General features: G+C 68.7%; 22 protein-coding genes. 11 read left to right on the forward strand and 11 right to left on the reverse strand.

Annotated elements, in window-relative coordinates:
• The first annotated feature begins 135 nt into the window (after positions 1-135).
• Positions 136-1,062 carry a LysR substrate-binding domain-containing protein gene (locus AC3WRR_RS24870; protein WP_010810830.1) on the forward strand — a complete coding sequence of 309 codons (927 nt, stop codon included), beginning with the start codon at positions 136-138 and terminating at the stop codon, positions 1,060-1,062.
• 36 nt (positions 1,063-1,098) lie between these two features.
• Here AC3WRR_RS24870 and AC3WRR_RS24875 read toward each other — a convergent pair whose 3' ends face one another.
• From AC3WRR_RS24875 to AC3WRR_RS24900, 6 genes are all read right to left on the reverse strand, one after another.
• Positions 1,099-2,034: a BON domain-containing protein gene (locus AC3WRR_RS24875; protein WP_011617774.1), complete on the reverse strand. Its 936-nt coding sequence runs from the start codon at positions 2,032-2,034 to the stop codon at positions 1,099-1,101.
• A 299-nt stretch (positions 2,035-2,333) separates the two neighbouring features.
• A complete protein-coding gene (locus AC3WRR_RS24880) occupies positions 2,334-2,954 on the reverse strand; it encodes an OB-fold protein (RefSeq protein ID WP_010810832.1) in 621 nt (206 codons plus the stop codon).
• A 139-nt stretch (positions 2,955-3,093) separates the two neighbouring features.
• Complete coding sequence (locus tag AC3WRR_RS24885; RefSeq protein ID WP_492298384.1) at positions 3,094-4,479, reverse strand: hypothetical protein; 1,386 nt, start codon at positions 4,477-4,479, stop codon at positions 3,094-3,096.
• Positions 4,480-4,487: 8 nt separating this feature from the next.
• Positions 4,488-5,276, reverse strand: coding sequence for a hypothetical protein (locus AC3WRR_RS24890; protein ID WP_010810834.1), 789 nt, complete (start codon positions 5,274-5,276; stop codon positions 4,488-4,490).
• A 74-nt stretch (positions 5,277-5,350) separates the two neighbouring features.
• Positions 5,351-5,839, reverse strand: a complete 489-nt coding sequence (locus AC3WRR_RS24895; RefSeq protein ID WP_010810835.1) for a putative periplasmic lipoprotein — start codon at positions 5,837-5,839, stop codon at positions 5,351-5,353.
• Positions 5,823-6,545 (reverse strand): penicillin-binding protein activator LpoB, encoded by a 723-nt coding sequence (locus tag AC3WRR_RS24900; protein ID WP_246840229.1) that lies wholly within the window; start codon positions 6,543-6,545, stop codon positions 5,823-5,825. The genes AC3WRR_RS24895 and AC3WRR_RS24900 overlap by 17 nt, the downstream gene beginning before the upstream one ends.
• A gap of 282 nt (positions 6,546-6,827) precedes the next feature.
• Between AC3WRR_RS24900 and AC3WRR_RS24905 the strand changes: the two genes are divergently transcribed.
• The gene (locus tag AC3WRR_RS24905) at positions 6,828-7,502 is read left to right on the forward strand and encodes a response regulator (protein ID WP_011617771.1); all 675 of its coding nucleotides are present in this window, start codon (positions 6,828-6,830) and stop codon (positions 7,500-7,502) included.
• Between the two features lie 9 nt (positions 7,503-7,511).
• The gene (locus AC3WRR_RS24910; RefSeq protein ID WP_492298387.1) at positions 7,512-9,398 is read left to right on the forward strand and encodes a sensor histidine kinase; all 1,887 of its coding nucleotides are present in this window, start codon (positions 7,512-7,514) and stop codon (positions 9,396-9,398) included.
• Positions 9,399-9,452: 54 nt separating this feature from the next.
• Here the strand turns inward: AC3WRR_RS24910 and AC3WRR_RS24915 are convergent, their stop codons facing one another.
• Complete coding sequence (locus AC3WRR_RS24915; RefSeq protein ID WP_010810839.1) at positions 9,453-10,673, reverse strand: MFS transporter; 1,221 nt, start codon at positions 10,671-10,673, stop codon at positions 9,453-9,455.
• Positions 10,674-10,779: 106 nt separating this feature from the next.
• Here AC3WRR_RS24915 and AC3WRR_RS24920 point away from each other — a divergent pair, with 106 nt between their 5' ends.
• Together AC3WRR_RS24920 and AC3WRR_RS24925 are read left to right on the forward strand one after the other, a co-directional pair.
• Positions 10,780-11,802: a LysR family transcriptional regulator gene (locus tag AC3WRR_RS24920; protein ID WP_492298390.1), complete on the forward strand. Its 1,023-nt coding sequence runs from the start codon at positions 10,780-10,782 to the stop codon at positions 11,800-11,802.
• Positions 11,803-12,067: 265 nt separating this feature from the next.
• Positions 12,068-14,017 (forward strand): methyl-accepting chemotaxis protein, encoded by a 1,950-nt coding sequence (locus AC3WRR_RS24925; protein ID WP_492298391.1) that lies wholly within the window; start codon positions 12,068-12,070, stop codon positions 14,015-14,017.
• A gap of 15 nt (positions 14,018-14,032) precedes the next feature.
• Here the strand turns inward: AC3WRR_RS24925 and AC3WRR_RS24930 are convergent, their stop codons facing one another.
• Positions 14,033-14,233: a DUF2905 domain-containing protein gene (locus tag AC3WRR_RS24930; protein WP_010810842.1), complete on the reverse strand. Its 201-nt coding sequence runs from the start codon at positions 14,231-14,233 to the stop codon at positions 14,033-14,035.
• 469 nt (positions 14,234-14,702) lie between these two features.
• On the opposite strand from AC3WRR_RS24930, the gene AC3WRR_RS24935 reads away from it, so the two are divergent.
• Positions 14,703-16,085, forward strand: a complete 1,383-nt coding sequence (locus tag AC3WRR_RS24935; protein WP_011617765.1) for an MFS transporter — start codon at positions 14,703-14,705, stop codon at positions 16,083-16,085.
• Here AC3WRR_RS24935 and AC3WRR_RS24940 read toward each other — a convergent pair.
• Entirely contained in the window at positions 16,079-17,032 is a 954-nt protein-coding gene (locus AC3WRR_RS24940; RefSeq protein ID WP_492298393.1) for a LysR substrate-binding domain-containing protein, read from the reverse strand. The genes AC3WRR_RS24935 and AC3WRR_RS24940 overlap by 7 nt on opposite strands.
• 94 nt (positions 17,033-17,126) lie before the next feature.
• Here AC3WRR_RS24940 and pcaH point away from each other — a divergent pair, with 94 nt between their 5' ends.
• From pcaH to pcaDC, 4 genes are all read left to right on the forward strand, one after another.
• Positions 17,127-17,828 carry a protocatechuate 3,4-dioxygenase subunit beta gene (gene pcaH / locus AC3WRR_RS24945; protein ID WP_492298395.1) on the forward strand — a complete coding sequence of 234 codons (702 nt, stop codon included), beginning with the start codon at positions 17,127-17,129 and terminating at the stop codon, positions 17,826-17,828.
• Between the two features lie 4 nt (positions 17,829-17,832).
• On the forward strand, positions 17,833-18,402 hold the full coding sequence (gene pcaG, locus AC3WRR_RS24950; protein WP_492298397.1) for a protocatechuate 3,4-dioxygenase subunit alpha: 570 nt from the start codon (positions 17,833-17,835) through the stop codon (positions 18,400-18,402).
• A 77-nt stretch (positions 18,403-18,479) separates the two neighbouring features.
• A complete protein-coding gene (locus AC3WRR_RS24955; protein WP_492298399.1) occupies positions 18,480-19,865 on the forward strand; it encodes a 3-carboxy-cis,cis-muconate cycloisomerase in 1,386 nt (461 codons plus the stop codon).
• Positions 19,866-19,935: 70 nt separating this feature from the next.
• On the forward strand, positions 19,936-21,111 hold the full coding sequence (gene pcaDC, locus AC3WRR_RS24960) for a bifunctional 3-oxoadipate enol-lactonase/4-carboxymuconolactone decarboxylase PcaDC (protein ID WP_010810848.1): 1,176 nt from the start codon (positions 19,936-19,938) through the stop codon (positions 21,109-21,111).
• Positions 21,112-21,115: 4 nt separating this feature from the next.
• Here the strand turns inward: pcaDC and AC3WRR_RS24965 are convergent, their stop codons facing one another.
• On the reverse strand, positions 21,116-22,024 hold the full coding sequence (locus AC3WRR_RS24965; protein WP_010810849.1) for a helix-turn-helix domain-containing protein: 909 nt from the start codon (positions 22,022-22,024) through the stop codon (positions 21,116-21,118).
• Positions 22,025-22,150: 126 nt separating this feature from the next.
• Between AC3WRR_RS24965 and pobA the strand changes: the two genes are divergently transcribed.
• Positions 22,151-23,320 carry a 4-hydroxybenzoate 3-monooxygenase gene (gene pobA, locus AC3WRR_RS24970; RefSeq protein WP_058697330.1) on the forward strand — a complete coding sequence of 390 codons (1,170 nt, stop codon included), beginning with the start codon at positions 22,151-22,153 and terminating at the stop codon, positions 23,318-23,320.
• Positions 23,321-23,447: 127 nt separating this feature from the next.
• Here the strand turns inward: pobA and cobA are convergent, their stop codons facing one another.
• Positions 23,448-24,221, reverse strand: coding sequence for a uroporphyrinogen-III C-methyltransferase (gene cobA / locus AC3WRR_RS24975; protein WP_492298401.1), 774 nt, complete (start codon positions 24,219-24,221; stop codon positions 23,448-23,450).
• Positions 24,222-24,242 lie beyond the last annotated feature (21 nt).

Below are 24,242 nucleotides of genomic sequence, written 5' to 3' on the forward strand. Positions count from 1 at the left end.
GTCCGGGTGGGCGCCATGGCTCGGGGGTCTCCTGTGGTGTCGGGAAAAAGCATACGGGCGGCGCACGGTTTCCCGCAATCGATGATTTTTTCAAATATCCTTGCGTAAAACGCAAACCAGCCCCCGGAGCCGCCCATGCTGTCGCATCGCCTGCAGGAAACCTCGCTGCGCTATTTCCTGGAGGTGATACGCAGCGGCTCGCTGACCGAGGCGGCGCAGCGGCTGAATGTCACCGTGTCGGCCGTGAGCCGCCAGGTCGGCGCGCTCGAAGCGTTGCTCGGCGTGCCGCTGTTCGACCGCCGGCCGCGTGGTATGGTGGCGAGTGCCGCCGGGGAGTTGCTGGCAGCTTATGCGCTGCGCGGCGCGCTGGAAGCCGATCGGGTGGTGTCAGAGATTGCCGCGCTGCAGGGCCTGCGCCGGGGCCGGGTGCGGGTGGCCAGCTCGGCGGGGTTTGCGATCGAGTTCCTGCCGCGCATCATTGCCGAATTCCGCCAGCGCTATCCGGGCCTGCAGTTCCATGTGCGCGTGGCGTCGCCGGCCGAGGTCACCGGCATCGTGCTGCATGGCGATGCGGACATCGGCATCACCTACAGCCGCGCCGCGGAGCAGGGCATCCGCGTGGAGCACCGGCAGCCCGCGCCGGTGATCGCCATCATGCGGCCGGACCATCCGCTGGCGCGCTTTCGCAGCGTCACGCTGGCGCAGATGCAGCCTTATCCCCTGGCGCTGCCGGAGGGCGACAACACCGTGCGCCAGCTGTTCGACATCGCTTGCGGCGAACGCGGGGTGGTGTTCGAGCCGGTGCTGGTGACCAACCACTTCGAGACCCTGACCAGCTTCGTGCTGCACGGTGGCGGGCTGTCGATCTCCGGCGCCGTCACCGTGGGCGACAGGTTGCGCCGCGGTGAACTGCACGCCGCCTCGATCCGGGAGCGCGGCATGCGCAGCCGCGCGGTCGAACTGCAGACGCTGGCCGGCCGCACATTGCCTGAGGGTGTGCGTGCGTTCCTGGGGTTTATCCGCGAACGGCTGGCGGCGGAGGTTGGCGTGGCGGGCGCCTAGGCCGATCTCGGCCTGGGGCCCCCGCCACCGTTGGCGTTATCCGCGCCAGGTGCTGCCGGTCACATCGCTGGTGCTGCGGGCTTCGGGGGCCTCGCGGCGCACGCGGATGTCGTTGTTGACTTCCTTGACGCCGTAGGTGCCGTCGGCCAGGTCTTCGATATAGAACTTCTGGCCGCGGTCGCGCACGGTGCCGGTCAATGACACCACGCCTTCGCTGACGTCGACGCTGACGTCGCTGACGTCAACGCCGCGAGCGTAGCTGAGCTGCTCGCAGATCTGGTCGCGGATGCGCTCGTCGCTGCGCTGGTAGCCGCGCGGGCCGGTGCGGCGTTCGGAGCTGCCGAACCAGTCGCCCACGGCTTCGCCGATGCGGCGGCCCAGGTTGTAGAGCACGCCATGCGAGCCTTCGCGCTCGTCATCGGGGCTGTCGGTTTCCCAGCCGCGGCGCTGCGCATATTCCCGGTAGCCCGGGCTGTGGCGCCGGATTTCATAGCGCTGCTTCTCTTCCCAGTCCTCGTGCGGGTCGACCCAGTAGCGGGTGTCACTGCGCAGGTCGCCGAAGTGGGTGTCATGGCCGCGCGTGCGCGGCGATTCACGCGGATCCCGTGCGCGTTCGGCGCTGCGGCGCCACTGGCGCTCGGCGTTGTCGTCGTCGCGTTGCCACGCCTGCGGGTCGCGCCATTCGCTGGCACGCTCCCAGCCATAGCCGCCGTTCAGGCCGTAGCGCAGGTTGCTGCCGTAACGCTCGCCGGACGGGTGTGCCGGGTACCTGCGGGCGCCGTACGCTTCGTTGAAATCCCGGTCCGGGCGGGCGGGGCCGCCGTAGCTGGTTTGGCCCGGGGCCATTTGCTGGCGCCGACGCCGCGCTTGCCAGCGCTCCTGTTCGGATTCAGGTTGCCAGTCATCGTCCTGCCATGCCTGGCGGCGTTGGCGCGCGTTGCGCGCATTGCGCTCATCGTAGTAGTAGCCCATGCTGTTTTCCTGACAGTGTGCGTGTGGCGCCATGTGCGGGCGCACATGCCGTGCGCGAACCGCTGGCGGGTAATCAGGAAGGGGCAAGATTCGTACCGTGTGGAGGGGGGTGCCCCGCGGACGGGGATTTGCGGCACTTTGGCGTGCGCTACCGTGCAACGGTTTCAGAGCTTGTAAGGGATGCAGGGCCGGACGGGCGTGCCGTGCCGCAGGATCCACATGGTGCGAGGCAGGGACGCCCAGACGCGCAGCCTGGGGCGAGGCGGCCATACTGCCGCCCGTCGCCGCCTTTGGCTGGTTTACTTCGTGCTGCTGGTCTTGGTCGACTTTGTCGATTTGGTCGACTTGGTGGTCGTGGCTGCCTTGGCGGGAGCGGCCGCGCTGCCGGCAGCTGCCGTGGTATTGGCCGCTGATTCGATCTTCGACTTGCTGAACGCGAAATAGCATTCGGTATTGCTGCTGTTGGCCATTTCCGAATCGCGCGTCGCCAGCACGCCGGTGACGTTGACCTTGTCCCCGGTCTGCAGGTTGCTGATCTTCTTCTGGTTGACCATCAGCGCGTCGCGCATCAGCGCCTTGCCGGTGCACTGCGGATTGACCGAGTCCTTGAAGTAGACGGCGATGGTGTCGTCCGACTTGCCCAGGCCATCCACCTTGGTGATGCGGGAGACCGTACCCGATACCAGGATTGCCTGCGAATCCCACTTCTTCTTCGCGGTGATTTCGTTCTTCTTCCAGTCCGACCAGATATCGCCCAGCGAAGCCGGCTTCGGATCCGCCAGCATGCGGAAGTCGCCGCTCAGCACGTCGCCGGTGCCGTCGAGCACGCCGCTGATGGAGGACATTGCGCCGTCCATCGATTCACATCCCGCCAGCAACCCGGCCAGCGCCAGCCCTACCACCAGTTTTCCCGTCTTCATTCTGTTTTTCTCCAGATCCGCCAGCCCCGTCGGCTGACGACGAGGCATTGTAGCGTACAGGTTGCAAAATTCGACAGAACTGGCAAAAGCGCTCTAATTTCGTGGAAAAGTGGGAAATATCCCCCAAACGGGGGCTGTGCTACTGGCCGAACGGCAGGGCCAGCAGTTCGGTGCGCAGGACCGCGTTGGCGCGCTCGCGCCCGGACTCGACCGGCTCGGCCGGCCAGGGCGAGGGATTGGCCACGCCGCCATGCTCGGCATCGAAGGCGGAATATTCACGGCCCCAGGCCAGCGAGCATTCGCCATGGCGGCTTTGCAGCAGGGCAGAGCGCGGCTTGCCGCCGCCGCCAGGGGTGAACTGCACGGCCGGCGATGCCAGCGGCGCAGCCAGGCCTTGCAGGTAGACGATCTTGGGCAGCGATGCCCAGTAGCGGGTATCGGCCTCGGCATTGGCCGCCCTGGACATCGCCCCCGCGGCAAGGCTGATCAGCGAGCCGGCAGCCCCGGCTGCGCCCAGTCCCTGCGCCAGGCCGGCATTGCCACTGTTGGCTCCCGACAACGCAGCATTCACCAGGCCCGAGGACAGCGCTCCCGCGGCATCGGCAATGGTCGCGGTGTTTTCCTTGAAGACGGCTTTGCCATCCAGGATGCCCTGGATTGGCCGCCCGCCCCGGGTCAGCGCGACGCGGTCGAGGTCGGCGGCAGTGCCTGAGGCCATCGGCTTCACCGCCGATGCATAGGCGATGCGCGGCGTGCGTCCTGCCGCGCCTTGCGGCAGGAAGCCGAGGATGCTCCTGGTGTCGCCCAGCGTGACTTTCTCCGGGCCGATGCCAAGCTCGAACACGCTCAGGTGCCGCGGCAGCGTGCCGCGCGGCTGGGCGTAGAACGGCTCCGGTGCGTGCCTGGCCGCGCGCGCCGCCAGCTCAGCCGCGCGCGCGCTGTCGCCGGCGCATTGCGAGGCCCAGGCCGCCAGCCAGGCCATCAGCGCAAAGCCGCCCTGATCACCGTCATAGCGCTCGTATTGCCCGAACGCGTTCTGGATGTCGGCCTGCAGGAAGGCTGCGCGGGCGTTCTGGTAGTCGCCGGCGCTGGCATAGAGCAGGCCGCGGTAGTAGAAGGTCATGGCCCGTTCGTACGGTTCGCCCTTCCAGTCCTTGACGCTTTCGGCGGACCACAGCGACTTGGCTTGCTGTGCGTTGGGGTCGTCGGCATAGATGCGCAGGATGCGCGCCGCGGCCATGTCGAAGGCGCGCCCGGCCAGGCGCGGCTGGCCGGCCTCGATCGCGGCCAGGCCCAGCAGGTTCAAGTTGAGCACGGCATTCCACTCGCCTTCCATGTACAGCGTATGCAGGATGCGCTGGAGTTCGGCGGCTTTGTCGGCAACGAAGCGGTCGGCTTCGGCCGCCAGCCGCTTCTCTTCGCCGTCGAACCAGGCCGCCGCCCCCGGCAGGGGCGCGGCCAGCGCCAGCGCGGCCAGTGCGGCGGCGGTGCGCCGCATCCCCCGGGCAGTCTTGCGGATCCGCATTGCCGGCCTCAGCGGTGCTGTGCCAGCGGCGCGGCGGTTTCACGCAGATCGGCCAGCTCCTGTTCGCCGGGCAGCTGGTAGCGCACGTTCATGGTGAAGCCGATCGCCTGGCCCGGCTCCAGCACCACCCGCTGGAACGTGAACTTCTGCACCTGGTCCAGCCGCTCGTGCCGCATCGCCACCTGCTCATCGGATTTCGAATAGTTGTCCATCGCCAGCGTCACCAGCGACAGGAACGGCAGCCCGCTCAGTACGCCCTTGACCATGGTCTGGTCGGTGTACTTGTTGGCGCTGCCCAGCTTGACCAGTTCCAGCTCGGCGGGCAGCAGGTCATAGACCGTCAGGTCGCCGCGGAAGGCCTTGTCGCCGCGGTTGAAGGCCAGGAAGTGGATGGTGCGGTTGAACTCGTCGGGGTCCTTGCTGTGCAGGTCCAGCAGGATCTCGCGGCGGATGAAGTCGCCGCGGTGCAGTTCGCCCTTGATGAATTCGATCCTGGGCACGTCCTTGCGGTTGACCGCCAGCTGCCGCTTGACTTCGGCCTGGGTCACCATGCCGTCTTCATACAGGGTGTAGACCAGCGGGGTCGAGGCCACCACGACCTTGCTGTTGCCGGGGGACACGGCCACGGTATCGCCCACGTTCAGGCTGGACAGGTCGGCCTTGCCGGCCATATCGGCGCGCACCTGGGGCGAGCTGTCGCCGCCGGTGCGGGTGGATTTCAGCGCCATCTGCGGGGCGGCGCAGCCGGCAAGGAGGACGGCGGCGAGGGTGGCCGCCAGCAAGGAAGGACGTGGCATGGAACAAGCTCCGGTCATGGCTGCAGAACGGGATGGATGTCAGGGGTGCCGGCAGGACCGGGCATAACGCATCGTCATGGGCGTGCTGGCCCGGGCAGCGCGGGGTAGAGCTGGCCCGGGCGGTAGGGCTGCTGCGCCCGCTGCGCGTCCAGGATTTCGAGCGCACCCGGCAATGAGCCGGCCATGACGGCGTGCTCGGCGTAGTCGAGCTGCGTGCGCGGCGGCAGCACCAGCGTGCGCCAGGCGCTGGGCGGCTCGGGGGCGGTGCCGCCTTGCTGCGGGCGGAAGCGGGTGCGTACCAGCAGCGCGACGTCGAATTCGGCGCAGTTGTAGAGGCCCGCACTGACGGAGCCAAGCCCGCTGGCGGTGCGTGCGATGCCAAGCTCGCGCACGCCGACCATGTCGGCCAGCTCCGGCGAGAGGAACGAGACGGGCAGGGCGGGGCGCTCATGCTGCTGCCGCCACGGCGTGCAGCCGCGATGGGCGGGGGGCGTGGTGGAGCAGCCAGCCAGCGCCAGCAGGCAGGCCGCCAGCGCGCCGGCGCGCCTACCGATAGACCACATCGTCGGCCGCGGCGCGCTGGAATTCATAGATGTTGCTCCAGACCAGCTCGCCCGATTCGACCTCGACCAGCTCGAAGGAGATCTGCATGTAGCGCTGCACCATGCCGGTGGCGGCGCTGCGGCTGTCGAGCGAGCCGATGCGCCCGGACAGGCTGTAGTCGGCACCGATGCGCGCGCGGGTCAGGCCCAGCGTGCCGGCATCGGTGGCGCCGCTGCGCTTGGCCTGGCGCTCGCGTTCGACCAGGGCAGTCTGCGCGCTGACGAACTGGATGCGGGATTGCGCGGCGCGGTTCAGGCTGACCCGCAGCCGGTCCACGATCAGTTGCCGGTCCAGCGGCTGTGAGCTGTCGTTGATGAAGTTGGCGCTGTCCAGGGCGATGCGCGGGCGCTTGCCATCCTTGCCCGGCGCAAAACGCGGCTGCGCCAGGATGTCGCGCATCATCTGGTCAGCCATGGCCACGATGTCGTGACCGTCCAGGCCGACGCCGGACACCGGGCCCTTGCGGCTGACGTCCAGCTCCATGGCGGCCACGCCGGCCGTGTTCGGTGCGGTGGCCAGGCAACCGGCCAGCAACGCCGCCAGCCCGCACGCGGCCATCCCGGCAGCCAGCCGCACCGCGGCCGTTGCCGGGATGGTGCCTGCGGGCTCCCCCCTTGCATGCCCGATTTCCCGTGCGGCCGGTGTGCCGGCTGTCTTATGTGTCACGGTGGTCTTCCCCGTATTCCCGCTTGTTTGCCTGTCTTGTTGCCCGCACTGCCGGCTGCGGCCGATTGGGCTGTTTTGCCGGATCATAGGGGCAGGTGGATTCAGGCGCCTCCCCAGAATATGGGATGGGAAACCGCGGCAGACTGTGCGATGGGTGGGGGCGGCGGCGTTTACCCTGAGGGAGGCCGCGCGGCCGTCCCTGGTGCGGACGGATATGTCAGAATCCGCCGTCGTGCCCGGCGCAACGGGCGGCACAACGGCATGGCTCGGGAAGAGACAGGCATGGCAAGCACAACTAGTGTCCTGATCGTGGAGGATGACCCGGCGGCGCTGAGCCGCCTGGTGCAGGCCGTCGAGATGCATGCGCCGGCCACCGTGGTGGCAGGCTGCACCGCCAGCGCGGCGGAGGCCCTGGCCTGGCTGGCGCAGCACCAGCCCGACGTGCTGCTGTGCGACCTCGGCCTGCCGGACGGCAGCGGCATCGACGTGATCCGCGCCGCGCGCGAACGTTATCCCGCCTGCGACTGCATGGTGGTCACGGTGTTCGGCGACGACCACCACGTGCTGGCCAGCATCGAGGCGGGCGCCATCGGCTACCTGCTCAAGGACGAAACCACGGACCGCATCGCCGCCTCCATCGGCGAACTGCGCGCGGGCGGCTCGCCGATGAGCCCGCTGATCGCGCGGCAGGTGGTGAACCGGCTGCGCGGCGCGCCGGCAGAGGCGGTTGCGCGCGATGCCGCGGCCACCGGCGCCGTGGTGCTGTCGGTGCGCGAGAACGAGATCCTGGACCTGATCTCGCGCGGCTATACCTATGCCGAGACTGCCCGCTATCTGGGGCTGAGCGTGCATACCGTGCAATCGCACATCAAGAACATCTACGGCAAGCTGGCAGTGCGCTCGCGCGGCGAGGCCGTGTTCGAGGCGGCCAAGCTGGGCCTGCTCAAGTCCTTGTGACCCCACCCCATGCTGCATCGGCCGCGCCACCTCCGGATCGTGCTTGCCGTGCTGCTGGCATGGGCCTGCCTGATGCTGTCCGGCGTGGCGGCAGCCGCGGGCACGATGGAACTGGCCGCGGCCACGCGCTCGGCCACGCTGACCGACGGCACGGTGCTGCCGGCGCGCCCGCTGACGCTGCCTGACTACTGGGACCGGGAGCAGCCGGGCAAGTCCGGCACGCTGGCCTACGAACTGCGCTTTGACCGCAACTGGCCCGCGGCTGACCCCGGGGGGCTGTTCGTGCCATGGGCCGGCGGCAGCTACGAGGTACGCGTCAATGGCGTGCTGATCGCCGCCGGCGGGCGCCTGGACGCACCCTCGTCGGCGCTGGCCAAGCGCCCCTACTACGTGGCCGTGCCGCCCGAGCTGGCGCGCGCGCACGGCAACCTGCTGCGCATCACCGTGGCGGCGCGCGCCTATGCGCGCTCGGGCCTGCTGCCGGTGACGGTGGGTCCGGCCGCTGAAGTGCGCGCGCAGTTCGAGCAGGCCTTCCGCCTGCGCGTGGTCGGCCCGCTGATTGCGGCGGTGCTCAGTGTCGTGCTGGGCGGCCTCGCGCTGCTGATCTGGTGGCGCCAGCGCGATCCGCTGTTCGGCCTGTACGGGCTGGCCGAGGTCGCCTGGAGCGTGCGCCTGCTCGACTACTTTGTCGATGACCTGGCGATTCCCGCGGAGCTGCGCAGCTATATCGTCGCCGCCGCGCGCGAGGTATTCCTGGGCGCCATCGCCCGCTTCTGCCTGCTGGTGATCCGCGTGCCGTGGCGCTGGCTGCACCGCACCCTCAACGCCTACCTGTGGCTGGCGCTGCCGGTGGTCGCGCCGCTGGCCGCGATGTCGAGCCACCCGATGGTCTTTCCGCTGAGCTGGCTGGTCAAGGTGGGCATCATCCTGACCGTGGCCGGCGCGATGGTATGGGGCGCATTGCGCCGGCCCAGCCGCGAGGCGACGCTGCTGGCCGCCACCGTGGGCGTGTCGGCGCTGCTGTTCCTGGCGGACTGGATCAAGGTCTGGCTGACCGGCGACTACTACTGGGTCCATTCCATGACCCGCTATGTGTCGGTGCCGTTCAGCGTGGTGATGGCGTGGATGCTGGTGGAGCGCTACACCAGCGCGGTGCAGAGCCTGCAGGACGCCAACCAGGTGCTGACCGAGCGCGTCGCGCAGCGCGAGGCGCAGCTGCGCGCGGCCTTCGCGCGCACGCAGAAGATCGCCGCCGAGGAGACCGCGCTGCGCGAGCGCGGCCGCATCCTGCGCGACATGCACGATGGCCTGGGCAGCCAGCTTGTCACCACGATCTCGATGCTGGAATCCGGCAAGGCCAGCTCCCCGGAAATCGCCGTGCAGGTCCGGCACGCCCTGGATTCGCTGAAGCTTTCCATCGACGCCATGCAGGACACCGGCGGCGACCTGGCGGCAGTGCTGGGCAACCTGCGCTACCGCCTGGGTCCGCGCATCGCCGATGGGGGTCTCGACATCCACTGGGAGGTCGAGCGCCTGCCCGCGCTGGCGCATTTCACCGCGCGCAAGGTGCAGGAGCTGCAATACCTGCTGCTCGAAGGCATCACCAACGTGCTGCAGCACGCACGGGCAACCGCCCTTACCGTGACCGCCCACGCGGACATGGACGCGCAGGTGATCCGGATCACGCTGGCCGACAACGGCCGCGGCTTCGACACCGGGGCCACGCGCGGCGGGCGCGGGCTGCGCAACATGCGGGTGCGCGCGGCGGCCATCGGCGGCCGCTTGCAGATCCGGTCGGCGCCGGGCAGTACGGCGCTGACGGTGGAGGTTCCGCTGGCGCCGGGAGACGGCGATGAGGCCGGCACGGACGGGGAGGGCATCGCGCCCGTCGCGTAGAGGCCCGGGCGGCCTGGGCGCGAAGGCTCTGCATGCCAGGCCGGGAGCTGGCGCTCAGCGCGCGCCACGCCGCGGCGTCAGCCGCACGGCCAGCGCAGCCAGCGCGGCGGCGCTCGCCAGCGCGGCCACGCCGGTCCAGCCGAAACGCGCCAGTGCCAGGCTGCCGAGCGCGGCGCCGACGGCCATGCCGGTGAACATGCAGACGAACAGCACGGCATTCAGGCGACTGCGCGCGCCCGGATCGATGCCATAGACGATGGTCTGGTGCGCGACCAAGGCGATCTGGACACCGAGGTCGAACCCGATGGCGCTGGCGCCGATCAGCCACAACTGCGCATGCGGCGATACCAGCGGGGTCAGCAGCATGGCGGCAAACGACAGCGCCGCCAGTGCCGCGCCCAGCCGGGTCACCCGCTCCGGCCCGCGGCGGTCGGCAAGGCGCCCGGCAAGCGGCGCGCCCAGCGCGCCGGCGGCGCCGGCCAGGCCGAACGCCCCCGCGGCCTCGCTGCCGAGATGGAATGGTGCGCCATGCAGCATCACTGCCAGCGTGGACCAGAACGCGCTGAAGCCCACCGACAGCAGCCCCTGCGCCAGGGCCGCGCGGCGCAAGGCGCCATGCTCGCGCCACAGGGCCGCCAGCGAGGCCAGCAGCGCACCATACGGCAGCATCGTGGTGGGCGTGAAGCGCGGCAACTGGCGCCGGGCAACCAGCGCGACCGCCGCGATGCTGGCCGCCGCAATCATGAACATGGTGCGCCAGCCGAAGTGCGCGGCGACGAAGCCGCTCACCACCCGCGACAGCAGGATGCCCAGCAGCAATCCGGTCATGACTGTCCCGACCACCTTGCCGCGCTGCGCCGCGGGCGCCAGCGCCGCTGCAGCGGGCACGATGTCCTGGGCCATGGTGGCGGCCAGGCCCACCACCAGGCTGGATACCAGCAAGGCGCCAATGCCGGGCGCCAGGCCCGCCAGCAGCAAGGCGCCGACCAGCGCCACTGCCTTGGCCACGATGATGCGGCGGCGGTCATAGCGGTCGCCCAGCGGCGCCAGCAGCAGGATGCCCAGCGCATAGCCGAGCTGCGTCAGGGTCGGGATGGCGCCGGTTGCCGAATCGGAGGCATGCAGGTCGGGTGCCATCACCCCGAGCATGGGCTGGCTGTAGTACAGCGAGGCGACTGACAGGCCCGCGCCGACGGCAAGCAGCAGCACCAGGCGTCCCGGCAGGGGCGGGCTGGCAATGGTGGCGGCGGATGGGGTGGCGGGAACAGAGGACATATCGAGGTTGCGAGATCCGCAGGCAGGTTTGGATGGCTCGAAGTGTTGTCCACGCGGGCCGATTCTGGTAGACGTGCGGGATGAACAATGGTTATACGAGATGCGTATGAAACGCCAGCCAGCATCGCAGCGAACCACCGCCATGCAGGGCAGGGCAGCCGCCCGCGGCGCCACCAGCGCCGACCGCATCGAGCTGTTGCAGACCTTTGAGCGCATCGTCGAGGCCGGCAGCCTTTCGATGGCGGCAGCGCAGCTGCAGACGACCCAGCCCACCGTCAGCCGGCGCCTGCAGACGCTGGAGCGGCTGCTCGGCGTGCGCCTGCTGCAGCGCTCCACGCATGCGATGAAGCTGACCGAGGACGGCGAGCGCTGCTATGAGCGTGCCAAGGAACTGGTGGCCGACTGGACCATGTTCGAGGCCGACGTGCGCGGGGTCGGGCATGCGCCGGCCGGCACGTTGCGCGTGGTGGTGCCGCACGCTTTCGGGCAGGAGCTGCTGGTCGGCCCGCTGGCCGGCTACCTGCAGCAGTACCCCGAAGTCTCGGTGGAATGGCTGCTGCATGACCGCACCCCGGATTTCATCGCCGAGGCCATCGATTGCGCGATCCATGTGGGCGAAGTGCATGAACCCGGCGTGGTGGCGGTGCGGCTCGCCGACGTGCCGCGCGCGGTCATTGCCGCACCGTCGCTGTTTGAGGGTAAGCCGCTGCCACGCCGGCCGGAAGACCTGGAGGACCTGCCATGGCTGGCGCTGCGCACCTTCTATCGCAATGAGGTCGTGCTGCAGAACACGCAGACGCTGGCGCGACAAGGCATCGCATTCCAGCCGCGCATGAGCACGGACAGCCTCTATGCGCTGCATTCGGCGACCCGGCTGGGGCTGGGCGTTGCCGTCGGCTCGGCCTGGATCTTTGCCGATGACATTGCCAGCGGCAGGCTGCTGCACCTGCTGCCGCAGTGGCAGGCCGATCCCTTGCCGATCTACCTGGTCTACCCCTATGCGCGCTTCTATCCGGCGAAGCTCAGGTTGTTTGTCGATGCCATGCGGCAAGCGATTCCCACGCCAGGTATGGTCGGGAGCCCGGGCCCGCGGCGGCGCGAGCGCGGCGAGCGGACCCGTCGCGCATGAGCTTGCTCAGGGAGGCGCCGAAGACGATGCCGTCAAGGGCACAAGGCCGGACAGGCCGCCGTCACCCCTTGCCCGATGCCCCACACGTCTTCGGTGCACGCGGGCAGGCAGCGGTGCCGACGCTGCCCGCAACCCGTGCTTTATGCCCCACTTCAGCGCGTTTTCTGCACTGGATTTGCGCATCATCAAGACCTTCGAAATTCGTGCTTCAGGCCTGCAAATCAAGGCCGATAGGAGGAAAACCAAGCCAAGTTCCGCGACTGCCATGACTCCCATTTTCCTTCCTGCCGAGCGCCTGATGGCGCGCCTGAATATCAACCGCAAGCTCGCGCTGATCGCCGTGCTGTTCCTGGTGCCCCTATGCGGCGCGATGTACGTGGTGCTGAGCGATGCGGCGCGATCGATCCGCACCACCGGCGATGAAATGCGGGGGCTTGCCGTGGTCGGGCATGCGCTCGACTTCATGCGCGAGACCCAGGTCCGGCGCGGCGCCGCCAATGCGGTGTTGTCGGGCAATACGGCCTTTCGCGCCACCTTCGACGCGGCCGACAACAAGGCCGCGGCCGGCCTGGCGGGGCTGACGCGCAGCATCGCGGAGAATCCTGCCTTTGAACTCGGGGCCGGGGCGCGCAAGCTGGAGCAGGACTGGCAGCATCTGCGCGGGCTTGGCCTGGACACCATGGCCGGGCCGCTGTTCGAGCGCCACAGCGCACTGGTGCGGCAGACGCAGGCGTTTATCGGCGACGTGGCTGAGCGCTCGCAACTGGCGCTGGACAGCGAAGCGGGCTCCTACTACCTGATCAACCTGCTGGTGGGCCCGATGCCGCGCCTGGCCGAACTGAGCGCGCTGGCGCGCGGCCGCGGGGCCGGCATCATCGCGCAGGGCGGCTATGCCGATGCCGCGCAGCAGGCGGGTCTGGGCGCGCTCGCCGAGCAAATCCACGAGGGGCTGGAAACGGTGCGGCGCGACATCGCGCGCGTCGGGAACGCGGCACCGGCGTACCGGCCGCGCATCGGCGCCGCGCTGGCGCGACTCGCCGCGATGGACAATTTCCATCGCACGCTCAAGGTCCGGATGCTGGGCGCGACCGGCATCGACATCGATGCCAAGGCTTACTTCGACGAGGCCACCGCCGCCATCGAAGGCGTGGCGGCCGCCAACAACGCGTTTGCCGAGGTCGCTGGCGCCATGCTGGCACAGCGTGTCGCGGCGCAGGAAAGGCAGTTCGTGTTGCTGGCGGGCATTGCGCTGGTGACCGTGGCCGCCGCGTTCTACCTGTTCATCGGCTTCAGCCGCGGCACGCGCGGCGACGTGCGGCAGGTGGCGGAGATGGTCGAACGCATCAACGCGGGCGACCTGACCCTGCGCATCGCGGTGCGCGGGCGCGATGAACTGAGCGAGATCAAGCGGCACCTGCTGTCGCTGGTGGACAGCTGGCGCGCGCTGATCGGCGACACCAAGGCCGGCGCACACAACGTGCTGGCGGCGGCGGGCGATATCGCGCAGGGCAATATCGACCTGTCGCAGCGCACCGAGGAGCAGGCCTCGTCGCTGGAGCAGACCGCGGCCAGCATGGAGCAGCTGACGGCCACCGTGCAGCAGAACGCCAGCAATGCCGGCCAGGCCAGCGAGCTGGCGCGCGAGGCGTCTGACGTGGCGCGCGCCGGCGGCGACGCGGTCGGGCGCATGCAGCAGACCATGCAGGAGATCGAGGCCGATTCGCGGCGCATCGTCGACATCATCGCGGTGATCGACGGCATTGCCTTCCAGACCAATATCCTGGCGCTGAATGCGGCGGTGGAGGCCGCGCGCGCGGGCGAGGCCGGCCGCGGCTTTGCGGTGGTGGCGACCGAAGTGCGCGGGCTGGCGCAGCGCGCCGGCAGCTCGGCCAAGGAGATCCGCACGCTGATCTCGCAATCGGCGCAGCGCGTGGCGTCGGGCAACACGCTGGCGCTGGACGTTGCCGCGACCATGGAGAACACCGTTGCCGCCATCGGCCGCGTGACGGCGATGATGGATGAGATCAGCCATGCCTCGCGCGAGCAGAGCAGCGGCATCGCCCAGGTCAACCAGGCGGTGACGCAGATGGACCAGGTCACGCAGCAGAACGCCGCGCTGGTGGAGGAGGCCGCCGCGGCGGCGCAGTCGCTGCAGGAACAGGCGCTGCATATGCAGCGGGCGGTGGCGGTGTTCCGGACCGAGGCGCAAGCCTAGTCCGCCTGCCAGTGCTCAGCGCCGGAAGATCCAGATCACGACCGACACCAGCACCGACACCAGGATGCAGGTCGTGATCGGAAAGTAGAAGCTGAACCCGTCCCGGACGATATGGATATCGCCGGGCAGCCGCCCAAGTGGCAGCTTCGACAGCCAGGGCCAGGCAGCGGCGGCTGCGATCAGCAGGCAGCCAAGGATGAGAAGCAGGCGTTGCATGATCGGATGGATTTGTTCGGGCCGGCGGCTTGTGGCGCCGCGTGTCCTGAGACATTGGACAGGCACGGCACCGCAGGATTGCATCGGCTCGGCGCACCGGGGCCAGGGACTATAGGTCGCGGGTTTCGGAATGTAAATTGAGAGTTGGCGCTGTTTGCATGAAATTTGGTTATACCGCCGAAATACCGCAAGGCTAGTCTGATAGTAAATTTCACGAACAGTTGGTTTTCTGATAGAAAGCACTGTGCCCTGATCCAGATGTTCAATCTGGTTCCAAAAAAATGGCGCGTTCCGGTGAAATCCACATGCTGGACGGCCAATTTCCCGCCGGGTTAACGCTAATTCTGAGTCGCAATGCCCGTTGCCTAAGATTCCGTTCAATTGGAGAACAGCAGTTCGCCATTAGAACAAAATCGCATGTCCGGCCTGCAGGATGGCTAGTGCGATTTCCAGGAAAACGGAGACAGCAGTGCAACATCCCACCCAAACGAAGGGCGGCGTCACGGACGTCCAGGCCCTGATCGACGGACAGCGATTCACTGGGTACCAGTGGCTCATTCTTGTGCTGTGCTTCCTGATCGTTGCCATTGACGGTTTCGATACCGCCGCAATCGGATATATCGCGCCGGCGCTGGTGCAGGACTGGGGGATCGAGAAAGCCGCCCTCGGGCCCGTCATGAGCGCGGCCCTGTTCGGTCTTGCTTTCGGTGCGATCTTCGCCGGTCCGCTGGCTGATCGGGTCGGCCGCAAGAAGGTGCTGGTGCTGTCCGTCTTCTTCTTTGGCGCCTGCAGTCTCGCCACCGCGTTTGCGCCCACGCTGGGCTGGCTCACGGTCTGGCGCTTCCTGACCGGCCTTGGCCTGGGCGCCGCCATGCCCAATGCCGTGACGCTGACATCAGAGTTCGCGCCGCAACGCCGCCGTGCCGTGCTCGTGAACACCATGTTCTGCGGCTTTCCGCTTGGTTCCGCGGCCGGCGGCTTTGTCGCCGCTGCGATGATCCCGCACTTCGGCTGGCACAGCGTGCTGCTGCTTGGCGGCATCGTGCCGCTTGCGCTCGCGCTGTTGCTGGTGGCGCTGCTGCCGGAGTCGGTGCGCTACATGGTCCTGCGCAACTATCCTGCCACCCAGATCCGCAACGTGCTGCGACGCGTGACTGGCGCAGACCTGTCCAGGGCCAACAACTTCATCATCGGCGAGCAGGCCCCTGCGACCCGATCCGCCATCGGCACCGTGCTGGCGCCCGGCTATCGCCTGGGCTCGGCGATGCTATGGTCCACTTACTTCATGGGCCTCGTCATCTTCTACCTGCTGACGAGCTGGATGCCGACGCTGATGAAGGACGCCGGTTTCTCGATCCAGCACGCGTCATTCCTGACGGCGCTGTTTCCGCTCGGTGGCGGCATCGGCACCATCGCGGCCGGCTGGTTCATGGACCGCTTCAATCCGAACAAGGTCATCGCCATCACCTATGCTGCAACCGGCGTACTGATCTACGCAGTGGGCCACGGCACCGGCAGCCAGGTGCTGCTGGGCGTACTGATCTTCCTCGCCGGTACGGCCATGAACGGCGCCCAGTCTTCGATGCCTTCGCTGGCCGCGGCCTTTTACCCGACGCAGGGCCGTGCTACCGGCGTTGCCTGGATGCTTGGCATCGGCCGCTTCGGCGGCATCACCGGCGCGCTGCTCGGTGCTGAACTGCTGCGCCTGCACCTGGGCTTCGACACGATTTTTACGCTGCTTACCGTGCCGGCATTCCTTGCCGCCGGTGCACTGCTGGTGAAGCATTTCAGCAGCCGGCCTGCGGGTGCCGCCGACTCAGTCAATGGCGGCGCAAGCGTCGCAAGTCACTGAGCGGAAGCAGGCTGGGCCGCGGCGCGAATGCAGTTCGCCAACGCCTCGGCCATCGGCGTGAGCGTGCGGTCGCCGTGCCGCAGCAGGCCGATCGGTTCCTCGGTGCCCTGCGTATCGATTGGCAGGAGTACCAGATCTTCCTCGGACACCGCGCGCCTGGTTGCGGAGAGCGGCGCTGCCCACACGCTGTCACTCTGCCGGGCCAGCAGGCGTCCGAGATAGGCATCCGAGGTTTCCACGCATCCGCCCGGCAGGGGCAGGCCGTGCCGGGCGAGCAGGCTTTCCGTGTTGTGGCGGGGAATCGAGCCCGCGGCCGGAATCACCAGCGGCCATGCCAGCGCGTCCACCAGTGTTGGCCGCGATACGGCGGCGAGGGGATGCCCGGGACGAACCGCCAGAGCCAGCGAGTCCTGGCCCAGGGACTCGAACCACAGGCTCTCCATGGCCACCGGGTCATCCATCCGGCCAATGACCAGGTCGAGCACATCCGCCTTGAGTTGGTCGATGAGGTTGCGGTTCATGCCGGTCTGCACGGCAAGGCCGACCTCGGGATGCGCGGCGCGGAAACGCAGCAGGGCGTCGGTCAGCACGGCCGGCACCACGCTCGGCAGCGCACCCAGCCGGATGCGCTCCTGCGGCAGCGCATCCGCGCCGGCCATGCTGTCCGCCGCGGCATCGATATCCGCGAGGATGCGCAGGGCGTGGCGCAGGAAGCGCGTGCCGGCGGTGGTCAGTTCGGTGCCGGCCCGCTGCCGCACCAGCAGGCGGGTGCCGGCCAGTTCCTCGAGCTCGCTCAGTGTCTTGGAGACGGCCGGCTGGGTCAGGCCCAGGCGTTCGGCCGCACGGCCCAGGTGCTGGGTCTGCGACACCGCCACGAAACAATAGAGGTGCCGCAGCCGCACGCGATTGCGGAAGATTTCGAGTGCGGGAGGGGCCTGCGGTTTCATGCCTAAAAGTTATCGTATTTCGATGTAATCTTAATTTACATGACTTTATGTGCTGTTTAAAGTCAAACCATTCCAATGACAAGGAGACTGCGCGATGACCCCACTTGCCCAGTACCGCCGTCCCTACTGGGACACCCAGCCCGAATACCGCTTCGATCCCTATGCCTCGACGCAGAAGCGCTCGCCGGACCAGCCGCTGATTGCGCTGCCGCAGTCGCTGTCTGAAGTGACCGGTCCCACCTTCGGCGCCGAGTTCGTCCGCGAAGGCGACAACGACCTCACCGCCGGCAACGGCGGCGAGCCCATCGGCGAGCGCATTCTCGTGACCGGCCGAGTGCTCGACGAGAACGGCCGGCCGGTGCCGAATGCGCTGGTCGAGGTCTGGCAGGCCAACGCCGCCGGCCGCTACCTGCACAAGCGCGACCAGCACGACGCCCCGCTCGACCCGCATTTCTCGGGCGAGGGCCGCGCCGTGACCGATGCCAACGGGCACTACCGGTTCAAGACCATCAAGCCCGGCGCCTATCCCTGGCGCAACCACCACAACGCCTGGCGGCCGCAGCACATCCACTTCTCGCTGTTCGGCAATGCCTACGCCACGCGCCTGGTGACGCAGATGTACTTCCCCGGCGATCCCCTGCTGCCGTTCGACCCGATCTTCAACTGCGTGCCGGACGAGAAAGCGCGCAACCGCCTGATCGCCGCCTTCGACTGGGAGACCACCCAGCCCGAATACGCGCTCGGCTACCGTTTCGATATCGTGCTGCGTGGCCGCGATGCCACGCCGATGGAGTAAGACCATGCTTTACGCCACCGCATCCCAGACCGTCGGCCCTTATCTCCATATCGGCCTGAGCGGCCTGAACTGCGCCGACCTGACCGCCAGCGCGCCGGAACTGTCAGGCCAGCGCATCGTGATCGAAGGCCGCGTGACCGACGGCGACGGCGAGCCCGTGCCGGACGGCATGGTCGAGATCTGGCAGGCCAACCCTGCCGGCCGCTACCGCCATCCTGAAGACACCCGCGAACTGCCGCTGGTGCCCGGCTTCACCGGCTTCGGCCGGGTGCCGACCGAGGCCGACGGCTCGTTCCGCTTTGTCACCGTCAAGCCGGGCGCCGTGCCGGGCCCGGACGGACGGCCGCAGGCGCCGCACATCATGGTGTCGGTGTTCATGCGCGGCCTGGTCAGGCATGTTGCCACGCGCATGTACTTCCCGGACGAAGCGGCGGCCAATGCCGCCGACGCCGTGCTGGCGCTGGTCCCCGCCGAGCGCCGCGGCACGCTGATTGCCAGCGATGCCGGCAACGGCACGCTGCGCTGGGACGTGGCGTTGCAGGGGCAGGCCGAGACAGTGTTCTTCGATATCTGAAGACCCCGCTGCCGGCAACAGACGCATAATCGGGTGACCGTCGATGTTACGGCCACTCACGCTCCTCACCGCCCCCAATGCCAACCGCTACGCGTCTCACCGATCCCATGTCCGGCAGCCCGGCCGTGCTGGACATTTTCTCCGACGCCGGCACGGTGCAGCGCATGCTTGCCGTGGAGGCCGCGCTCGCGCGCGCCGAAGCCGACAGCGGCGTGATCCCTGCCGCGGCCGCTGCCGTGATCTCCGACGTCTGCCGCGACCCCGGCATCATTGACCGCGACGCGCTTGCGCAAGCCGCGGTCGCCGCGGGCAATCTCGCCATTCCCTTCGTCAGGCAACTGACCGCCGCCGTGGCCGCGCGCGATGCCGAGGCGGCGCGCTTTGTCCACTGGGGCGCCACCAGCCAGGACATCATCGACACCGCACTGGTGCTCCAGGCCGGCGACGCGCTGCGCGCGCTGGATGCCGACCTGGTGCGCCTGGGCGCAGCCTGCGCCGCGCTGGCTTCGGCGCATCGGGCCACGCCGATGGTCGCGCGCACCTGGCTGCAGCATGCATTGCCGGCCAGCTTCGGCCTCAAGGCCGCGGGCTGGCTCGATGCGCTGCGCCGCGATCTCGGCCGTCTCGATGCCACCCGTGTCCAGGCCCGCGTGCTGCAGTTCGGCGGCGCCGCCGGCACGCTTGCCAGCCTGGGCAATGCGGCACCCGCGGTGACCGCCGCGCTGGCCCGCGAACTGGACCTGGCCGCGCCCGTGCTGCCGTGGCACGCGCATCGCGACCGCATGGTCGAGATCGCCACCACGCTGGGCATGATGACCGGCACGCTCGGCAAGATGGCGCGCGATATCTCGCTGATGATGCAGACCGAGGTGGCGGAAGTGGCCGAGCCTGCCGGCCCCGGCCGCGGCGGCTCCAGCACCATGCCGCACAAGCGCAACCCGGTCGGCTGCGCGGCGGTGCTGACGGCCGCGGTGCGCGTGCCGCCGCTGGTGGCGACGATGCTGGCGGGCATGGTGCAGGAACATGAACGCGCGCTGGGCGGCTGGCAGGCCGAATGGGACACACTGCCGCAGATCGTGACGCTGGCCGCCGGCGCGCTGCGCCAGATGGGCGAGGTCGTGGCGGGGCTGCAGGTCGATGCGGCGCGCATGCGCGCCAACCTCGGCCTCACCCATGGCCTGATCCTCGGCGAGGCGGCGATGCTTGAACTTGGCAGCCGGATCGGCCGGCTGCCGGCGCACCATCTGGTGGAACGCGCCTCGCAACGTGCGGTGGCCGACGGCACCAGCCTGCGTGACGCGCTGGCCAGTACGGTGCAATCCGACCCGGCCCATGCCGGCCTGCTCGATGACGCCGCGCTGGATCGCCTTGCCGACCCGGCCAACTACGCGGGCCAGTCAGCGGCCTTTGCCGACGCTGCCGTGCAGGCCTGGCAATCCGCACTGGCGGCACGCCAGTCCTGAGACTGCCCTGAGCCCGGAACTACCGCGATGCGCCGGCCACGCCGCCGGCCGCGCACCCAAGGAGACTGCATTGCCCTACCTCGACCACGCCGGCGCCCGGCTCTTCTACACCGTTGACGGCCCCGAGTCCGCGCCGGCCATCCTCTTCTCGAACTCGCTCGGCACCGACCACACCATGTGGGAGCCGCAGGCTGCCGCGCTGGCCGGTCGCTATCGCGTGGTGCGCTACGACACCCGCGGCCACGGCCGCTCGACCGCGCCGGGCGATGCCTTTACCGTGGCGCAGCTCGGGCAGGACGTCATCGCCATCCTGGATGCGCTGGGGATCGGGCAGGCGGTGTTCTGTGGCCTGTCGATGGGCGGGCTCACCGGGATGTGGCTGGGCATCCATGCGCCGCAGCGGTTCTCGCATATCGTGCTGGCCAATACCGCCGCGAAGATCGGCAATGCCGACGGCTGGAATACCCGCATCGAGACCGTACGGCGCGAAGGCATGGCCGTGATGGTCGCGCCTTCGGTCGAGCGCTGGTTCACGCCGGAGTTTGCCGCCACGGCCGAGCGCGCGCTGGACGGCCTGCGCGATGTGCTGGCCGGGCTCGCTCCGCGCGGCTATGCGGCCAGTTGCGCGGCCGTGCGCGACGCCGATTTCCGCGAGTCGGTCGCATCGATCCAGGTGCCGGTGCTGGTCATCGCCGGCAGCCAGGACCCGTCGACCCCTGCGCAGGAAGGCCGCGCGCTGGCCGACGCGATTCCCGGCGCCCGCTTTGTCGAACTGCCCGCCGCGCATATTTCCAGCTTCGAGCAGCCCGGCCGCTTCACGGCGGCGCTGCTCGATTTCGTGCGCGGCCGGCTGCCGGTGACCGACGACCATGGGCGCTACGACGCCGGCCTTGCCGTGCGGCGCGAGGTGCTGGGCAGCGCGCACGTGGACCGTTCGCTCGCGCGGCTGACCCCGCTCAACGAGGAATTCCAGCACCTCATCACGCGCTATGCCTGGGGTGAGATCTGGACGCGCGAAGGCCTGCCGCGGCATACGCGCAGCCTGCTGACGATCGCCATGATGGTGGCGCTGAACCGCGCCGAGGAGCTGAAGCTCCATCTGCGCGCCGCCGCCAACAACGGCGTGACGCGCGACGAGATCAAGGAGGTCTTGCTGCAGGCCGCGATCTATTGCGGCGTGCCGGCGGCGAACTCGGCATTTCATCTGGCCGAGGAGGTGTTAGCCGAAATCGACCAGGCAGGCTGAGCGGTCAGCCCGCCGCATCCGCGGGCGGTGGCATCGCAAATGCCGGCAGCCGCGCACGCCCCGACTGCCGGAACTCAGTCGGCGCCTGTCCTACCAGCCGTGCAAAGAAGCGCGAGAAGTAGGCCGCGTCAGCGAACCCGAGCGACAGGGCGATGTGCTTGACCTCCAGGTCGCTGAACAGCAGGTCGCGCTGCGCCTCGGCCAGTACGCGCGCGTGGATCATCTGCAGGGCCGACTGCCCGCAAGCCTGGCGGCACACGCGGTTGAGCTGCGTGGGTGTGATGCCGATGGCGCCTGCATAGTGCGTGATGTCCTTGTGCTCACGATAGTCGGATTCGAGCAACTGCTGGAATAGCCGGAAATGGCGCGCGGGCCGGCTGTCGCTGCGCGCCGCGGCCGGCGCGGCGGCATTGGCCAGCCGCGCGATGCCGATCAGCAGCAGCGTCAGCAATGCCGACAGCGACGCTCCGCGCCAGGCGGACACGGTTTCCATCTCGCCGCGAACCAGTGCCAGCGTATCGGCCAGCGCGTGGCCCCGGCGCACGCGGTCGTGGCGCGGATCGGCGAACAGCGGTAGCGCATCCGGCACACCTGCCAGCAGTGTGCGCAGGTGGCTGTCGGTCATGGTCACGACCATGCCGTCGGTGTCCGGCGTGAAGACAAAGCCGTGGATGTGCCGTGGCGGCATCGTCACCAGCGAGCCGCTGCGCAGCCGTTCGCGCCGCTCCTCCAGCAGGGCTTCGCCGGCGCCTGAGTGAATGTACAGAATTTGCAGGAAACGATCATGCCGATGGGGCTTGATCTCCCATCCGTGCAGGCGGCTGCGTGCGGCAATGGATTCGAAATGGAGCTGGTTTTCCAGCAGTTCCGAGGGATTGATGCCATACAGCGAGTACGTCGGGACAGGTTTCACGGTGGCTTAGGTGTTTACCATCGATGTTCCGATTGTCCTGCCATTGGTTCGATCTGTCCATTCCTTGGCGGGTCTGCGCCGACTATCTTTAGCGGCAGAAGACCGATACCCACAAGGAGACAAGACATGCGCACCCAGGTTGCCATCATCGGCGCCGGCCCGGCCGGCCTGCTGCTCGGCCAGTTGCTGACACGCGCCGGCATCGACAACATCATCATCGAACAACGCAGCCCCGAATACGTGCTTGGCCGCATCCGCGCGGGCATCCTGGAGAGCGTCACCGTCGACGCGCTGGAACGCGCCGGCGTGGCCGGGCGGCTGCATGCGGAAGGCCTGGTCCACCACGGTATCGCCCTGTCGTACGGCGGGCAGCGCCACCATATCGACCTGCATGCGCTGATCGGGCGCAGCGTCACGGTGTACGGGCAGACCGAGGTCACGCGCGACCTGATGGATGCGCGCCGCGCCGATGACACCCCCACCGTCTATGAAGCGCAGGAGGTGAGCGTGCACGGTTTCGACGGCAGCACGCCGTCGGTGCGCTATCGCAAGGATGGCGCCATGCACGAGGTGGCCTGCGACTACATCGCCGGCTGCGACGGTTTTCACGGCATCTGCCGCGAGAGCGTGCCGGTGGCGGCGCGGCAGGTGTTCGAGCGGGTCTATCCGTTTGGCTGGCTGGGGCTGTTGTCGGAGACGCCACCCGTTGCCGATGAGCTGGTCTATGCCAGCCATGAGCGCGGCTTCGCGCTGTGCAGCATGCGTTCGCGCCACCGCAGCCGCTACTACGTGCAGGTGGCGGCTAGCGAGCGCGTGGAAGACTGGTCAGACGAGCGCTTCTGGCAGGAGCTGCGTAGCCGGCTCGATCCGCAGACGGCAAGCGCGCTGGTGACCGGGCCCAGCATCGAGAAAAGCATTGCGCCGCTGCGCAGCTTTGTGTCCGAGCCGATGCGTTTTGGCCGGCTGTTCCTGGCGGGCGACGCGGCGCATATCGTGCCGCCTACCGGGGCCAAGGGGTTGAACCTGGCGGCCAGTGATGTGCTGGCGTTGTCAGAGGGCTTTGAGGCCCGTTACCGCCATGCCGATGCCAGCGGCCTCGATGGCTATTCCGCGCGTTGCCTGCAGCGTGTGTGGAAGGCCGAGCGTTTCTCGTGGTGGATGACCTCGCTGTTGCACCGGTTTCCGGATGCGGATGCGTTCTCGTTGCGGATGCAGCGGGCGGAGCTGGATTACCTGGTGGGGTCGGAGGCGGCGTCGCGGGTGCTGGCGGAGAATTATGTGGGGTTGCCATATTGAGCTGAGTGCACTGCGCGATTGCTGACAGCATCCGCATGCTGCGGGCTTGCTCCCCTCTCCCGCAAGCGGGAGAGGGGAGCACACAGTCGGCTCGCTGAAGCCCGGTAGAACCTGCCGACAGTCGACGCTACGCGGCCAGCGCGCCGGCGCCCGAGACCATCGCCTGCACTGCCTGCAGCGTGTCTCCGACCACCCCACCCACCAGCACCACGGCCGGGCTGGCCAGCCCCGCCGCGAGCGATTCGGCGAGCGTGCCGAGCGTGCCGGTCCAGCTGCGTGCCTGCTCGCTGCCGGCATGCATCACCACCGCCGCCGGCATGTCGCTGCGCATGCCCGCCGCCAGCAAGCCGTCGCGGATCGCCCCGAGCCGGCTCATGCCCATATAGATCACCAGCGTGGTGCCGCCACGCACCAGCGCTTGCCAGTCGGGCGAGCCGTGCGCGCTGGTATGGCCGGTCACGAAGGTCACGCCGTGGCAGTGCGCGCGGTGCGTCAGCGCAATCCCCAGTGCCTGCGCGGCGGCCATGCCGCTGCTGATGCCATTGACGATCTCGACGGCCACGCCGTGGCCGCGCAGGAAGGCGGCTTCTTCGCCGCCGCGCCCGAACAGCAGCGGATCGCCGCCCTTGACGCGCGCCACGCTGCGGCCGGCCAGCGCGTGCTGCAGCGTCAACTGCTGGATGCGTTCCTGGCTGACCGAGCAGCGCCCGCCGCGCTTGCCGACCCACTCAACATGGGTGCCGGGGCTGGCATAGCAGGACATCTCCGGCGCGATCAGGTCATCGACCAGCCAGACCTCGGCCGCGGCCAGCGCGCGCATGGCGCGTACCGTGACCAGGTCCGGGCTGCCCGGGCCGACGCCGACCAGCCAGACCTTGCCGGGTTTCAGGGGTGGATTCATCTCGGGCTCCTGCGATCGGGC

The organism is Cupriavidus sp. FW305-3-2-15-C-LB2, from assembly GCF_058787575.1.